The sequence below is a fragment of the Paenibacillus sp. GD4 genome (assembly GCF_030846225.1).
In the GTDB taxonomy this organism is placed as follows: domain Bacteria; phylum Bacillota; class Bacilli; order Paenibacillales; family NBRC-103111; genus Paenibacillus_G; species Paenibacillus_G silviterrae.
The window spans coordinates 3,504,376-3,519,468 of the sequence record NZ_JAVCYK010000001.1 but is presented as its reverse complement, the minus strand read 5'-3'; the positions used below and the strand labels follow the sequence as shown (position 1 = coordinate 3,519,468).

The following is a 15,093-nucleotide window of genomic DNA, read 5'->3' as shown; positions in this document are numbered from 1 at the left end:
GTTCCCATTATATTGGAGTTGTCACGAAATGAACAGATGAAAGGAAGGATCAGCTATGCCAACGATAGGAGCTGCGCCCCGCAGCGTACTAACCCGTCTTCCCGTATACACGCCGGGGAAACCGATTTGGGAGGTTCAGCAGGAGCTGGGCTTGGACCGGATCATCAAGCTCGCCTCCAACGAAAATCCTCTCGGCGCTTCTCCCAAAGCTACGGAGGCCATGCAGGCTTGGCTGTCGGAGCTGCACCGTTATCCGGATGCCTCCGCCGCCTCGCTAAGGGAAGCCGTTGCTTCTTCGTATGACGTTTCCAAGGAGTGTGTGATCGCCTCCAACGGGGCCGATGAGCTGATCAAGCTTCTCTCCGAGGCTTATCTCGAACCCGGCGATGAGGTTGTCATCCCAATCCCTACCTTCACCGAGTATGAGTTTGCCTCACGGCTGATGGGGGCTGAGGTTGTCCCTGTTCCCCTAGTCGCCCCGGATTACCGCTACGATGTGGAGGCGCTGCTGCGGGCCGTCACCCCTCGGACGAAGCTAATTTATCTTTGCTCCCCGAATAACCCTACCGGCACCTACCTGCGGCAAGCGGAGGCGGAGCGGCTGCTGCGAGCACTGCCTCAAGGGGTTCTCGTTGTTCTGGATGCAGCCTACTCCCACTATGCCGAGGAGGAGGACTATACGAACGGGGTGGAATGGGTGAAGCGAGGGGCTCCCGTCCTAGTGATGCAAACCTTCTCCAAGGTATACGGGCTTGCGGGCCTCAGAGTAGGATTCGGCATTGCCTCCGAGGAGGTCATCGGACACATCCAGCGGGTACGCGAGCCGTTCAATGTCAATGCCCTTGCCCAAGCGGCGGCCGCAGCAGCGCTGAGGGACGAGGAGCATGTTGAGATGTCCCGGCAATGTGTGGCTGAAGGTCGGAATCAGTTGTATCGCAGATTCGACGAGCTTGGACTGGCTTATACACGCAGCTCGAGCAATTTCATTCTGGTTCAGGTAGGAGCTTCGGCCGAAGACGTATACAAGAAGCTTCTTCAGAACGGCATCATTGTTCGTCACGGCGCGCAGTGGGGATTGCCTCAGCATGTGCGGATCACAGTGGGAACGGAGGAAGAGAACCTGGCACTAGGGGAAGCGTTGCAAAGGGTGCTGTGAACAAAGCGAAAAACCCGCCTGAGGGTCGAATCGTCACGATCCGCTCGGCGGGTTTCCTTACTAGTTATACTGCTTCCTTAGCTGCCAATCGGCGCTGCTTCAGCTTACGGAATACAACCCCGTGCTTCGGTGAGAACAGGAACGCCGTTACGAACAGAACACCCGCTACCGAGATCATACAGCCTGCGATCGAGGCATCCAGCAGTACGGAAGCGTAGTACCCGAGTGTTGAACTGGCAACGCCCACACCCATGCTTAGGAAAATCATGACGCTAAGACGCTCCGTCAGCAGGTAAGCAGTGGCTGCAGGAACTACCAGCATGCCGACGACGAGGATGGCCCCTACGCTCTCGAAGGAGGCAACGGTCGTCACAGACACCAGCCCCATCAGCAAGTAGTGGAAGAAGGCTACCGGTATGCCTACGGCCGCCGCCAACGCCGGGTCGAAGGAACAAAGCTTGAACTGCTTATAGAACACCCCAATAACTACTGCACTTAAGGTCAGTACGATCCCGAGACCCCATACCGCCTTGGGACCGATTTCCCTTCCGGCGAAATCAATCACGTCCCAAGGGACACGGATGATCTCGCCGTACAGCACACAGTCGAGATCGAGATCCACCTGGCGCGTGTATAGACTTACCAGAACGACGCCGACGGAGAAAAGCGCGGTAAACACAACCCCGATCGAGGCGTCGGACTGCACGCCGCTCTGCTGAAACATCTGAATCAGGAACACCGTGATCAGTCCCAGTACGGAAGCGCCCAGCATCATGAAGAGCGAATCTCTTGTACCGCTGAGCAAAAAGGCGATGACAATCCCCGGCAGCACGGAATGGCTGATCGCATCCCCGACCATGGCCATGCGCCGAAGAATCAGGAAGCAGCCGAGCAGGCTGCAGGAGCAAGCGACAAGCGCCGCGGTTAATAATATCCAGAAGTCATTCATGCCCTACACTCCTTCCCGCCGAGGATACGACGGCCTTAGCCTCCTGCAGCTCTTGCTCCTTCATGACGCTTCGCTTGACCGACAACCGCAGCAGCAGCTTGGATACAAGCCCGCGCCGGGGCGCAAACAGCACGGAAATCACGAACAGCAAGGTGGCGGCAAGTACACTCAACGGTCCCGTCGGCAGGTTGTTGGCTGTGGTGCTGACGAACGTACCGATCAATCCGCTGATCGAACCGAAAAAGCCCGACAGCACCACCATCACGCCAAGGCGCTCCGTCCAATAACGCGCCGATACGGCAGGCGTAATGAGAAGCGCGGACATCAGCACGACGCCGACAGCCTGGATGCCGACAACAACCGCAACTACGATCAGAAACATCAGAAATTGGTCCAGGAAAGCCACCGGAAGCCCAATGCCCTTGGCAAAGCCGGCATCGAAGCTGAGCAATTTAAATTCCTTAAATAACGCAAAGCATACAAGCACTAACGCAGAGGCGACGATCGCCATCGTGATCACATCGGACAGCACCATCGACGCCGCTTGCCCGAACAGGAATTTGTCCAGGCCGCTTTGGTTGCCGCTGTCGCTATGCTGAATTTGCGTCAGCAGCACGATCCCAAAGCCAAAGAACACTGACAGCACGATACCGAGCGCCGTATCCTGCTTAATCCGCGAGTTGCGCGTCACGTACCCGATACCGAAGGTGGCTATCAGCCCTGCGGCCACCGCGCCGATCAAGAAGTAGAAGATCGACTTCGATCCGGTAAGCATAAACGCGATGCAAACCCCCGGCAAGGCGGCGTGCGCCAGCGCATCTCCCATAAGGCTCTGCTTCCGCAAATAGGCGAAGCTGCCCAGCACCCCGCTGCTCAATCCGAGCAGAATGCTGCCAAGTAAAATCCACTGCGTGTTCGGATCGGACAGCAGCTCGATCAGTCCATCCCATATCCCGTTCATGCCGGTCACCTCGCTCCCACCAGAAGCATATCGTCGTTATCGCTGCCCAGCATCGCCAGTCGCCCGCCATAGGTGGTCTGCAGGTTCTCTTTGGTAAACACCTCATTCGTAGGGCCGATCGCCATGACCCCGACATTCAGCAGAATGACCCAGTCGAAATATTCCTTTACCGTGGCGAGATCGTGATGGACGACAAGCACGGTCTTGCCCTGCTTCTTCAGCTCGCCCAGCAGCGTGATAATCGCCTTCTCCGTTGCCGCATCGACACCGACGAACGGTTCATCCATGAAATACAGCTTGGCGTCCTGTGCAAGTGCCCGTGCCAAGAAAATACGCTGCTGCTGCCCGCCGGACAGCTGGCTGATTTGGCGGCCGGCATAATCGGCCATGCCTACCTTCTCGAGGCAATCCATAGCGATTTGCCGCTCCTTGGCTCCCGGTCTGCGGAACCAGCCGAGCCGTCCGTAACGTCCCATCATGACCACATCCAAGGCACTCGTCGGAAAATCCCAGTCGACCGACTCCCGCTGCGGAACATAGCCCACAAGCTGACGCTGCTCCTTATAGGGGCGGCCATAGATAGCGACCTCTCCCGTTACCTTCGGGATCAAGCCGAGCGCCGCCTTAATGAGCGTGGATTTGCCCGCCCCATTGGGGCCGACAATCCCGATGAGCTTCCCTTCCGGCACCTCAAGCGACACCTCGCGGAGCACCGGCTTTTTCTGATAGGCAACCGTCATGCCTTGAATCGATAATGGAGCTTGACGCTCTTTGTCCATAGTCCCTCTCCCCCTGTCGCTGGCTTTATTATTTCAACGCTTTGACAATCGTGTCGACGTTATGGCGAACCATACCGATGTAAGTCCCCTCCGTTGTTCCTTCCTTGCCCATCGCATCGGAGAAGAGCTCTCCGCCGATTTTCACCTCATGTCCCTGCTGCTTCGCTCCCTGGATCACCGCTTCAATGGACTTCTTCGGTACGCTGGACTCTACGAAAACCGCCTTGATCCTGTTCTTCACCAGGTAATCGCGAAGATCGCTGACATCCTTGGAGCCGTACTCAGAGGCAGTGCTGATACCTTGAAGCCCCATCACCTGGATGCCGTAAGCCTTGCCGAAATAACCGAAGGCATCATGTGCGGTTACGAGCACCCGCTGCTGCTGAGGGATCGTGCCGATCTGCTCACGGACATAGCTGTCGAGCTGCTGGAGCTGTGCGATATAGGCGGCCGCATTTTTCTTATAGTCCTCCGCATGGGCGCTATCCAGCTTGCTCAGCTCATCGCGGATCACCTCTGTCGCGCTGATCCAATGCTTCACATCGAACCAGACGTGCGGATCATGCGCCGATTGTCCGTCGTTTGCACTCAGCAGCTTCGCCTCATCGATGCCCTTGGTAACGGCAACCGTCGGCTTCTCCTTGCGCATCTGCTCGAAGATTTCCTCCATCTTCCCCTCTAGATGAAGCCCGTTGTAGAAAATGATCTGCGCCTGCTCCAGCTTCTTCACATCGCCTTGAGATGCCTTGTAGAGATGCGGATCGACGCCGGATTTCATCAGTCCTGTAACGGCGACATGCTCTCCCCCGACATTCTTCACGACATCGCTGATCATTCCGATCGTGGTCGTCACCTTCAGCTTCCCGTCTCCTCCGGCTGATTGATCTTCCCCGCAGGCGGTCAGCATTACCGTTAAGCCAAGGAACAGAATCGTCATAATAAACCGCTTAAAGGACGAGCTGATTGATTGCTTTTTCATTGTTTCTCGCGCTCCGTTTCTTTGTGTAATAAGCATACTTTACCTATATGAGCCAAAAAAGTTGTCTTAGACCTTAAATGTTTCCCTGATGTATATTTCTTTCCCACGCGACTACATTTTTATTATATACAAATATGTTTCCCTAGTGCAACATTTATTTTGAAAAAATGCATCCTTTCAACGCAACAAAAAAAGCTGCTCCCGAAGGAACAGCCTCTTGCTTCGTTCTGCCTGTTATTCCGTCTTGCCCTTTCCATTCTTCGGCACTCCGTCGAGGCCGTAGTATTGGTCGTAAGTATCGAAGATTTTGCGAGCAATCGGTGCGGCGCCCCAGGAGCCGAAGCCCCCCTCAGGAACAACCACCGCTACGGCAAGCTTCGGCTTATCGGCAGGGGCGAAGGCGATGAATACTGCGTTATCTATGTGTTGGCCGCCGACGCTCTGCGTGGAGGTCCCCGTCTTTCTCGCCAGCTTGTAAGGGAAGTCGTCAAAGCCGGTAACGAAGCTCTCCATCCCGTTCAGCACCGTGTCCCAGTGGAGCTTGGAGAACTGGGACTCATCGAGCACGACCGGCTCATCGAACTTCTTGACCAGTTCGCCGTCATAGGTCTCGATCTTGTCTACCAGGATCGGCTGCAGCCGCTTGCCGCGGTTGGCCAGCGTCGTCGCATACTGGGCCAGCTGCAGTGTCGTATACTTCTCGTTCTGGCCCCAGGAAGCAAACACCATCCGGGATTGCTCGGTTTCCTTCGTGTTGGTCAGGAACTCGCTCAAGCCCTCATACTCCCGCGGAAGGCCGCTTCCCGTTGATACGCCCAGACCAAACTTCGCCAGGTAGTCGGACCACAGCTGCGGCGCCTGCTTCCCATATTTCTCATACAGCTTATTGCCTATCATTGCAGACATAAACGTATTCGAAGAAACTCGAATCGCCGTAGTTGCAGTGATCGGTCCGTAGGGCTTCCCATCGGAGTTCTGCAGTCTTGAGTTACCGTTCCGGCCGTAAGTAAATACCCCGGTATCGTTATACACCGTGCTCGGCGTAAACAGACCCTCATTCAATCCGATCAATACCGATAACGGCTTGATTGTGGAGCCGACGTACACAATGGAGCTGGGATGGTTCTTCCGCTCGTTCTCCGGATAGTCCGGGTATGCCGTAGTGATTGTACCGTTGTTAATGTAAGGCTCAATCCGTTTGTACTCGGCCGGAGGAATCCCCCCGTTCCATACATTCGGATCGTAATCCGGCATACTCGCCATCGCTACGACCTTGCCGGTATCCACCTCCATCGCAACGGCATAACCCGCCACAGCATTCTTCCCGATCGCCGGATATTTCAACGCCCGCGCCTCTGCACTTTTCATATACGCCAGCTGATCCATAATCGCTTGCTCCGCCGCAAGCTGTACATCCTTGTTGATGGTTAAGAACAGATTGTTTCCCTTCTGGGGAGGGGTAATGGTCATTTTGCCGATAATTTTCTGCGACGCATTGACCGGATACGTCTTCGAGCCGTTCTTGCCGCGCAGCTCCTCCTGGTATTGCCGCTCGATGCCGTCAAATCCGACATCCTCCGTATCCAGGTATTCCTTCGTCTTCTCCGGATCCCGGTAAAACGCATGCCCTTGGGAGCTTCGGGCCGTATTGAACGGGCGCATGTATCCTACCAGCTGCACCGCAATCGTGTTGATGCTGTCGTAGGACCGGATGCTTTCCTCGGTGATTTCGATCCATTTCAGCTCGTCGCGGCGTTCACTGATATAGGCTATCTCATCCTTGGTCAAATCCGACTTGATCCGCCGCGGTGTAAACGAATAGCTCGGATCATGCGTCTTCTTCTTCTCCAGATCGTAGCCCACATCCATCGCCTTAATGATATCCTCGGGCGACAGCTGCTTCTGCGTCGGCGATCCGTAGGTCGCAAATATAGTAGCCAGCTGCTTGGCAAGAGCCACCACATCGTCCTTCGCCTGCCCTGATTCCATTCGGAAATAAAGCGACTGCGTCGAGGTCGTGATGGCGATCGGCGCCCCGTTGCGGTCTAGGATGTTGCCCCGAATCGGCGGAATTTTCGTCTGCGCCTTGGTCTGATCGGCTTCCTGAGCCCGCAGCTCCTGCCCCTCCACGAACTGAAGCATCGCCAGGCGGACGATGAGCACGGAGAACAAAAAGAACGTAACAAAGAAAAAGACATTAATCCGAAGGGTATACTGCCGGCGTTTATTCGCCTCATGCTTTTGCGGATCGTCCAGACCCAGCGATGATTTCATTGTGCTTTCGACTCCTTTTACTTCAAATGATTCATTAGGTCAATAAATCCCGCAAGGAAACGATGCCTTCCCCGGTTTGGTAGTCATATCGCTTGATGCGAACCGCATCGATGCCGAGCTGATTCGGCGCCCAGATATCGTTGCGTTCATGGTCACCGATGTACAGCACCTCGTGTGCTGCCAAGCCCGATTGTTCCAGGGCGAGCGCGAAGATCGCCGGGTCCGGCTTCTCAAGCCCCACCTCGGTCGATACGAGCACCGGCTCGAAGTAGCTGCGAATGCCTTTATACTCTAGGATCGATACCAGGGTAGGCGCGAAGTTGGAGATGACGCCCAGCTGAAACCCGCGCTGCGTCAGCTCCTCGAGCACTTCCTTAACGTCATCAAATAACGCATAATGCTCCGGCGAAGTGAACAGGTCGTACAGCTCATGACAGCACTCGTGGATCTGCTCCTCGGTCCAATTCTCTTCATGGACCCCAAGCTTCTCGAGGATATATCGGTACAGGCTTACCCAGAACGCGCGGTCCGATTCCGGGGTACAAGCCTCGAACGGCCCCGCCTGCTTATCATAATACATAAGACGAAACGACTCGGTAAAAAGTTCCCCGATTCGCTCCTGTTCCCGGTGCAAGGATCGCCCGGCCAAATATTCATGCATGATGATTCTTGCCGCCGGGATCGTGAGCAGCGTATCTCCCACGTCAAAAAATACGGCTTTATATTCATGAAGCGGTTTACGTAACAGCATATTCGGTTTACCCCAATCCCTATGTAGCTTTATCTCTCCATGAAAGTCTCAACCTTAAGTGTACCACAAGTTTTCCGGATGAGAAACGGCATGTAGAAAAAGGAAAAAGCCGGTACGTCTGCTTACATAAGCAGCGCACCGGCTTGAACCTGCTACACTTCCTTGATATGCGTTTCGTGAAAATTCGGCGGGTTAAACCAGTTGCCTCCGCTGGCCACCCAGGTGGAATCCAGAGGCACCCATGCCTTCTTCTCTGACAAATACACTTCGTTCCAGGCATGCGGCCCGTAGCTGCCCCGGCCGTCGTAACCGAGCCCAGTAACCACTTTGACCTCAAGTCCGATCGAACGGGCCATTACCGCATAAAGACGGGAGAAATCGATGCACACGCCTTGCTTCGTAAGGAAGGTTTCCTCCGGCGTCTGCTCCTTCCAGATCCGCTTCTCCTCATACAGCTTCACCTTGTTCCAGTCATACTTGACCCGGGTGCCGACGTAACGGTAGAGCAGCTTCGCTTTCTCCTCGTCGGTCGAGCCCTTAGCCGTAATCTGCTCCGCCGCTGCCTTGATATCCGCCGGGATCCTGGCATCCACCACTTCGTACTTACGCTGAAGAATATTAGCGAATTCCTCTTCCACCGCGCGGGTAAACACCGGCAGCTGGCTCGTCAGGAAATCCCCGGTTACCGGCTCAATGATCTCCTTGGCGCCTTTCTGGTAGAGGGACGAGGCCTGAATATACCCGGTAGCCTGCGTATACGGGAACAAGGTCGTCACCACAAACAATATCGCGATAAATATGAGCGATCTTGCTGCACCGGTAACGACACCGATAGCCCCTCCGGCAAGGCTGCTCAAGATCGTAGGCGTCTCTCCCTTGGCCTTCGCCTGAGCGGAGGCATGCTCCGTTCGCTCCACGATCGACTCTCCGATCAGCGGATCCATGACCCTGTACACCAGCTGTTTAATGATGCCGAAGGATAACACGAACAGCACGCTAAAGCGAAGCAGCGAGAAATCTCTCATGCCTGTCATTGCCGTATAATAAAGCTGCTGCCAAAAGCCCAGCTCCTCCGCCGGAATGGTAATCCCCAGTTCCGCAAGCCAGAGCTGAACCTTGGGAGAGAGCCATGAAGTCAGCTGCCAGCCGATAAAAAGACTGACGACCGTCGCCGCGCTTTCAAGCGCAAGCAGCAGCAGGCGTCTGGCGGACGATGAGGCGCCCCGGTACATCCCTTGAAGCACGGACAGCACGAAGATCATGAACAGCAGAACCGTAACGGCATTCCATTCCTTGATAAGATTCCACACCTCATTCAACGTTTCCTCATTCCTCCTCCCCCGGCTGCTTGCGTCCGGTTCTAGTTTTTCTTCGCCTGCTCAATGAGCGTGTTCAACGCCGCATCCAACGGCAGCGTGAACGTCTGATTCATAAAGGTGACTTTCACCTCGTTCGCGCCGGGCTTGCCCTCAAGCTTCACACTTTTGGTCGCTATCGTGAAGGTTCCGTCGGGATTCAGCTGATACTTGGCGTCCTTCACCTCATCGGTCATCGCTTTCATCGCCTGGGTCTTCGCCTCCGTCGCAACCTTCGCCCCCACCGTGCTTCCGAGCTCCAGCAGCTGATCCTTATAGCTCGCGCCATAGTAGAACAATCCGGCAAGCACAGCGAGCACGATCACCCATTTGATGACGGTTTTCACAATCTTGATCACCAAAAACAGTACAATCAGCGCCGCAGCAATGACATACCAGCGCTCCGCCAAGAAAGAACCGATAAATTCCAAGACCATCTCTCCCTTTTTATCACTGTTCACAAACACATACCAGCTTATACATCATACCTTATGAAGCGGCTCTTCTTCATCCCTTTTTTTCGAAAACCGCCTTAGCCGTAGCCTTTGTCAAAAATTGTGTACTAACGGGTCGTCCCAAGGCGTACAAGTAGTAGGGGAGGCTATGAGACAACCACTCCACTATAAGCGCGAGGTGATTTCAGTGAAAACGGCCATTTGGCTGTATTTATTTATTTTCGTGGCCTTCTTTGATCTACATGCCCAGTACCCGATTTTGTCTCCCTTTGCTATTTCGCTGGGAGCGGCGCCTTCCTTTATCGGACTGATTCTTGGAGTCTACTCGATCACACACCTGCCAGGAAATTTGATCGCAGGCTTCGGGGTTGACCGTTACGGCAGCAAGGGCTTCATTGTATTCAGCCTGATTGTAGCAGGAATCGTCCTCCTGTTTCAATCCCGCGTCGACGATCCTTGGGAGCTTTTAATCATACGCTCGATCAGCGGGTTTGTGCTCGCTTTCCTCTCCCCGGCTTGCTTGTCCTTGCTCGCCAAAATTGCCAAGGATCGAGTCCAGCAAGGCAAGCTGATGGCCGGAAACGGCATGGTGCATACGATCGCCTCCGTGCTCAGCCCGGCAGCGGGCGCTTATTTGGTTGCTACCTTCGGCTTTGCCCAGTCGTTCGTCATCCTCGGGTGGATCCTAATCGTAACGGGCGTGCTCGCCTGGTTCGGGGTAAAGGAGAAGCAGTATCAGCAGTCGGCCTCGGAATTGTTCGTCGATTCCCATGGAGCTGTGCTCCCCGATGGCGATTCATCCAAGGCGGACGGGGCGGCAGGCTCCATCCCTTGGCTGTTCTATGGGGTGCCGCTGGCCATTTCCTGCTCACAGGGCATCCTGTTCTTCGAGCTTCCTCTAATGAAGGAAACTCACGGCTCCATCCTGACTTCAGGCGTTTTCTTCTCCCTGGTCAGCTTAGGAGCGCTGGTCACACTAAGCATGCTGTTCCTCAGCCGAGTGTCACCTTTTTTACGCACGACGATGGGCGCGCTGGCTCTTGCCTTTATCTTCTTCGGCATGTCCGTCAACTGGCCGCTTCCGATGTATGCTTCGTTATTCCTGATCGGCATGACGAAAGGCGTAATTTTTCCGGCGATTGCCTCGCTCTTGGCCAGCGTGACGAGCGCGACCCGTTATGGCCGGGTATTCTCGATTCTCTCCATCGCTTTCTCGATAGGAGCGTTTCTCGGTCCTATTCTCGCCGGACATTTCCGCGGGCATATCTCGCCGTACTTCATCGCCTTTCTTTGCCTCATGCTTGCTCTTTCCATTTTGCCGTTTCGCGCGTTTCACAAGCCCGTCGAAGCTTAACCACATAAGAAAAGCTTCTATCGAAGCCCTTTCAAAGTAGTGCATTCGTGTCTAAAAGGTAGCTTTTCTTGAAACATTAGAATCCTTGAGCTCCGCTCAAAACTTATAAATTCTAATGTTATAAACTAAAGGGTTGAGATGCTAATGTCATCTCAACCCCTCTCCTTATGCAGCAGCAGATTACAATTTAAAATGCCCCACCGATTGATTTAACCTCACAACGACTTCCTTCAATTGCTCCGACGAGCTGGCAATGGATTGCATCAAGGCCAGCTGTTCCTCTGTGGCGGAAGCGACATTCTGCGTTTTAATGAATATCTCGCGGGCGTTAGCCGATGATTGCTCCATTCCCGCGGAAATTTCCTGCGAAGAGGCCGCCAGCTCCTCCGTAATGGCCGAAGTCTCCAAAATTTCCGAGCTGCTTTCCTTGACTGACTCATAAATATGGAGGAAGCTTTGCTGAACCTCATCCATAATCTTCGTGCTTTTGCCCGCTTCCTCAATCGTATCTTTCATCAGCCGGGAGGCTGTGGAAATTTCCTGCTGCGTGCTCTCTATCATTCCGGTGATACCTTCTGCTGATTGCATCGATTGTGCGGCCAGCTTGCGGATTTCACTCGCCACCACCGCAAACCCTCTGCCGTGCTCACCCGCACGTGCGGATTCAATGGAAGCGTTCAGGGATAAAAGATTGGTTTGCGCAGCAAATTGAGTAATTTCCTCAGCGACAACTCCGATCTCCTCCGATTTGCGGTTCAACGCATCAATAACATTAGATAGCGTGGCTGATGTACCGATCAACGATTGAATTTGGTTCTTCAGCGTCACCATGATCATTCGGCCGTCTTCCGTTTCCTGCGTCGTGCTGACAAAGTGCTCGGAAATATCTCCCGTACCTGCGGCAATGCGATTGACGCCGGCCGCCACCTCCCTGACCGCCTTATTGGTTTCTTCGGCAATCGCCGCCAGGCCCTCTACGCCGAGGGTGACCTCCTGAATGTTCTCCGCTACATGCTCTGACGCCCTCGCCGATTCCTGGGCACTGGACGCCAGCTGAAAGGCGGAATCCGCCACTTGCTTGGAGCCCGACATGATGTTCTCAATCAGGGCTTTTACATTGGCGGTCATGGCATCTAGGGATTCGGACAACAGCCCCATCTCATCTTTATTTCGCTTCACCGGTGCCGATACGCTCAAATCGCCACGGGCCACCTTGCCCATTCGATCCAGCAATTCCTTCATCGTCCGCATCATTCTTCGGATCAGAACATATCCGGCAAAAGCAAGGACCGCTGCGATCACTAGGATCAGGGCGTACATCCATTTCTCATCTCGCTTATTCTCTCGGACAAGCTCCTCTACTTGGGACGAAGCATACGCATCGAGTATTTCACCAAATTCATTAAGACCCCCGCGAGTTTTTTCGAATAGCGGCTCTACAAAAGCGCTTTCAATTCTTTGCCCGTTCATCTGGGCTCTGGCCGCTTCTGTTAAGGGTTGAAAGCTTGTTCTAAAGTTATCGATAATTTCTTGAATCGAATGTCCCGTTTCCGGATGCTTCAGATGGGTTAACTGATCTTCCTTCAGCATCTGATATGCCTGCTCGATTCGATCCGTCGCCTGCTTGGCGTTCTCTTCGAAGCTCGCTTTGGCAGCCGGCTTATCCTTAGCATTGGCATAGCTTAGATAGGCCGTCAGCATTTGATACAGATCGCGGTCCGCATTAAGCACTAAGGACGTCGGACGGTTCGTTGTCTCCTGCAATAACCGCGTGATCCGGTTTACATCGGAGGACTTGTCCTGAATCAACATCATCGAGATGGCAATGATGCAAATAATCGGAACCACTAAAAGAGCAAATAACCGGAATTTGAAGCTTACCCAAAATTTCAAATGACTTCCCCCTGATCGTTTCATTTGGGTTGGACAACCCTTACATAGTATATATACAACTTTATCGGTCAAGTCTCCTCTTTTTTCGACATTTTTCTGCTGCCATATTCATTTCTTATCTAGGTGACCGCACATAACGAATCGAGACATCTTACATAGGATATAGTGTCTTCCGACAAAGATTCCTCTTCCGAAAGGAGGCACATACTATGGGAGCATGCGGTAACGTAGGCGTAGGCGGCCTCTGGACTTCAACTGGCGTCGTATTGGTTCTCTTCATCCTGCTGGTCATTGTCACTCGCACTTTCTATGTGTAATGTTTTGAATTGGCGCTGGGAGGCCGTCCGTCATCGGGCGGCTTTTTCTTTTGTCCGGGCCAGTCCTGCCAAACGGACAAGATGTGTCCAAATGATGTCTTATATTTTAACTTTATTATCAAATTATGGAAGTACGGTCATATTTTTATGGGCACCCATCGAATATTGTTGTGATGGATTGTAGGAAAAGGAGGTGAGATGGCATGAATCAACGAACCCTGCAATCACAATCTCAAGCAAGCGACAAAAAAGATGGGAGTGAAATGTTCGTGAAGCCCTTACTTAAGCAAAAAACGGCTCAAGTGACAGTGCTTATGCTGCTGTTGTCGGTCATGATGCCGGTTCTGGCTTATGCCGCTTCAGGGTTCAAGGACCTGAGCTATCGTAACGGCACGGTTACCGGAACGGTCTACTCCGACGTGTACAGCGTCAGCCGGGACGTGTATCTTTACGATCCTAACGGCACCCAGCTTCAAGTGACAACTGCTACGTACGCTACATACAACGTGACTGAGGGCGTATATCAATATAATTTGAATGTAAGCGGTCTTGGCAATTATTCCTACCTTCGTCTTCATAATGTATCCGACAGCGTGTACGAAACGGTATACCGCAGCAACCTGAATGATCCCGGTTATGGCTGGGGAGGCGGTGGCGGCGGTGGAGGCACCAGTACTCCAGCCGGTACGGTCATCGTACCGATGGACGGCAGCGTAAGCGCGACCGAACTGGAGAAAGCCCTGACTGACGCCAACGAAGTCATTCTGAAGCTGTATGGCGAAACCGCCCTGCTGCCGGCGAAGGCACTGAAAGGATTTGTCGGGAACAAAGACAAGGTGCTGCGCATTACGAATGAATATGGAACGTATCTTCTTCCGGTTCATGTACTGAAGCTGGAGGAGCTGGCTAAGGCAACCGGCAGTGAGCTGGACAGCCTGCTGATTAAGGTGACCGTTGCGAAAGCAACACAAGCCACTGCGGATGCTGTGACTGCCGCGGCTAAGTCGTTAGGCGGAGCCAAGCTGTCCGGTGTGGTCGACTTCAATCTTCAAGCAGTGGGAACCTCCACAATTACGGTAGATTTGGGCAATACCTACATCAGCCGCATTCTTCCTTTGGATAAAGCGGTGGATGCCGATAGGACCACAGGTGTTCTGTACAACCCGGATACCCAAAAGCTCAGCTTCGTTCCGACCCTCTTCACCTCGAAGGATGGAAAACACGAAGCCCTGCTGAAACGCAGCGGGAACAGCATTTATGCCGTGATCGAGCTGAATAAGAGCTTTGATGATATTAGCGGTCACTGGGCACAAGGGAACATCGAGCTTCTGGCAAGCAAGCTGGTCGTAGACGGTGTCACGGATTCGACCTTCGAGCCGGAACGTCAAATAACCCGGGCCGAATTCGCCGCACTGGTTTTTCGCGCTCTGGGACTTCAGCCGGGCGGAAGCAGCAGCTTCAAGGACGTCTCCGCATCCGACTGGTATGCAGGCGTCGTAGCGGCGGCCGCACAAGCCAAGCTGGTTGAAGGCTATGAGGACCAGACCTTCAAGCCGAACGCGCCGATTAATCGCGAAGAGCTTGCTGCCATGGTCGTTCGAGCCTTGGATTATGCAGGTGCGAAGCCGGAAATAAACAGCTCAAGGCAAGCCGAGCTTCTTGCGAAGTTCGCCGATGCGAAGCAAATCGTCTGGGCGCAAGCCGAGCTCGCCGCGGCTATTGAAGCGGGCATTGTCGACGGAATGACCGATACGACGATCGCTCCGCGGGAGCTGGCGACTCGCGCGCAATCGGCAACGATGCTGAAGCGCTTGTTATCCGGCGCCGATTTCATCAATAACTAATAAGTAAAAGGCGGCTGTCCCCTTCT

Annotated in this window: 13 protein-coding genes; 4 read left to right on the top strand and 9 right to left on the bottom strand. The window is 53.8% G+C overall.

All coding sequences use genetic code 11. The features are described from left to right. Positions 1-55 precede the first annotated feature (55 nt). Positions 56-1,156: a histidinol-phosphate transaminase gene (gene hisC, locus RAC89_RS17045; RefSeq protein ID WP_306614902.1), complete on the top strand. Its 1,101-nt coding sequence runs from the start codon at positions 56-58 to the stop codon at positions 1,154-1,156. Between the two features lie 64 nt (positions 1,157-1,220). Here hisC and RAC89_RS17040 read toward each other — a convergent pair whose 3' ends face one another. From RAC89_RS17040 to RAC89_RS17005, 8 genes are all read right to left on the bottom strand, one after another. After that, entirely contained in the window at positions 1,221-2,105 is an 885-nt protein-coding gene (locus RAC89_RS17040) for a metal ABC transporter permease (RefSeq protein ID WP_306614900.1), read from the bottom strand. After that, positions 2,098-3,066, bottom strand: a complete 969-nt coding sequence (locus RAC89_RS17035; protein ID WP_306614898.1) for a metal ABC transporter permease — start codon at positions 3,064-3,066, stop codon at positions 2,098-2,100. The genes RAC89_RS17040 and RAC89_RS17035 overlap by 8 nt, the downstream gene beginning before the upstream one ends. Before the next feature lie 5 nt (positions 3,067-3,071). Beyond that, entirely contained in the window at positions 3,072-3,845 is a 774-nt protein-coding gene (locus tag RAC89_RS17030) for a metal ABC transporter ATP-binding protein (RefSeq protein WP_306614897.1), read from the bottom strand. Positions 3,846-3,873: 28 nt separating this feature from the next. Further along, positions 3,874-4,824, bottom strand: a complete 951-nt coding sequence (locus tag RAC89_RS17025; RefSeq protein ID WP_306614896.1) for a metal ABC transporter solute-binding protein, Zn/Mn family — start codon at positions 4,822-4,824, stop codon at positions 3,874-3,876. A 234-nt stretch (positions 4,825-5,058) separates the two neighbouring features. Then, positions 5,059-7,098, bottom strand: a complete 2,040-nt coding sequence (locus RAC89_RS17020; protein WP_306614895.1) for a peptidoglycan D,D-transpeptidase FtsI family protein — start codon at positions 7,096-7,098, stop codon at positions 5,059-5,061. Positions 7,099-7,132: 34 nt separating this feature from the next. Further along, positions 7,133-7,849: an HAD-IA family hydrolase gene (locus RAC89_RS17015; protein WP_284644638.1), complete on the bottom strand. Its 717-nt coding sequence runs from the start codon at positions 7,847-7,849 to the stop codon at positions 7,133-7,135. Between the two features lie 152 nt (positions 7,850-8,001). After that, on the bottom strand, positions 8,002-9,111 hold the full coding sequence (locus RAC89_RS17010) for a transglutaminase domain-containing protein (protein ID WP_306616118.1): 1,110 nt from the start codon (positions 9,109-9,111) through the stop codon (positions 8,002-8,004). A gap of 98 nt (positions 9,112-9,209) precedes the next feature. Next, positions 9,210-9,665, bottom strand: a complete 456-nt coding sequence (locus RAC89_RS17005; protein ID WP_306614894.1) for a hypothetical protein — start codon at positions 9,663-9,665, stop codon at positions 9,210-9,212. A gap of 181 nt (positions 9,666-9,846) precedes the next feature. On the opposite strand from RAC89_RS17005, the gene RAC89_RS17000 reads away from it, so the two are divergent. Then, entirely contained in the window at positions 9,847-11,013 is a 1,167-nt protein-coding gene (locus tag RAC89_RS17000; RefSeq protein ID WP_306616117.1) for an MFS transporter, read from the top strand. Between the two features lie 180 nt (positions 11,014-11,193). Here the strand turns inward: RAC89_RS17000 and RAC89_RS16995 are convergent, their stop codons facing one another. Continuing rightward, a complete protein-coding gene (locus RAC89_RS16995; protein ID WP_306614893.1) occupies positions 11,194-12,906 on the bottom strand; it encodes a methyl-accepting chemotaxis protein in 1,713 nt (570 codons plus the stop codon). 209 nt (positions 12,907-13,115) lie between these two features. Here RAC89_RS16995 and RAC89_RS16990 point away from each other — a divergent pair, with 209 nt between their 5' ends. Beyond that, on the top strand, positions 13,116-13,223 hold the full coding sequence (locus RAC89_RS16990; protein ID WP_284644635.1) for a YjcZ family sporulation protein: 108 nt from the start codon (positions 13,116-13,118) through the stop codon (positions 13,221-13,223). A gap of 203 nt (positions 13,224-13,426) precedes the next feature. Further along, entirely contained in the window at positions 13,427-15,067 is a 1,641-nt protein-coding gene (locus tag RAC89_RS16985; protein ID WP_306614891.1) for an S-layer homology domain-containing protein, read from the top strand. The last annotated feature ends 26 nt before the right edge of the window (positions 15,068-15,093 follow it).

Bases quoted from the DNA above. Each gene is read 5' to 3' on its own strand.
- hisC (WP_306614902.1), top strand. From the start codon at position 56: ATGCCAACGATAGGAGCTGCGCCCCGCAGCGTACTAACCCGTCTTCCC.
- RAC89_RS17040 (WP_306614900.1), bottom strand. From the start codon at position 2,105: ATGAATGACTTCTGGATATTATTAACCGCGGCGCTTGTCGCTTGCTCC.
- RAC89_RS17035 (WP_306614898.1), bottom strand. From the start codon at position 3,066: ATGAACGGGATATGGGATGGACTGATCGAGCTGCTGTCCGATCCGAAC.
- RAC89_RS17030 (WP_306614897.1), bottom strand. From the start codon at position 3,845: ATGGACAAAGAGCGTCAAGCTCCATTATCGATTCAAGGCATGACGGTT.
- RAC89_RS17025 (WP_306614896.1), bottom strand. From the start codon at position 4,824: ATGAAAAAGCAATCAATCAGCTCGTCCTTTAAGCGGTTTATTATGACG.
- RAC89_RS17020 (WP_306614895.1), bottom strand. From the start codon at position 7,098: ATGAAATCATCGCTGGGTCTGGACGATCCGCAAAAGCATGAGGCGAAT.
- RAC89_RS17015 (WP_284644638.1), bottom strand. From the start codon at position 7,849: ATGCTGTTACGTAAACCGCTTCATGAATATAAAGCCGTATTTTTTGAC.
- RAC89_RS17010 (WP_306616118.1), bottom strand. From the start codon at position 9,111: ATGATCTTCGTGCTGTCCGTGCTTCAAGGGATGTACCGGGGCGCCTCA.
- RAC89_RS16990 (WP_284644635.1), top strand. From the start codon at position 13,116: ATGGGAGCATGCGGTAACGTAGGCGTAGGCGGCCTCTGGACTTCAACT.
- RAC89_RS16985 (WP_306614891.1), top strand. From the start codon at position 13,427: ATGAATCAACGAACCCTGCAATCACAATCTCAAGCAAGCGACAAAAAA.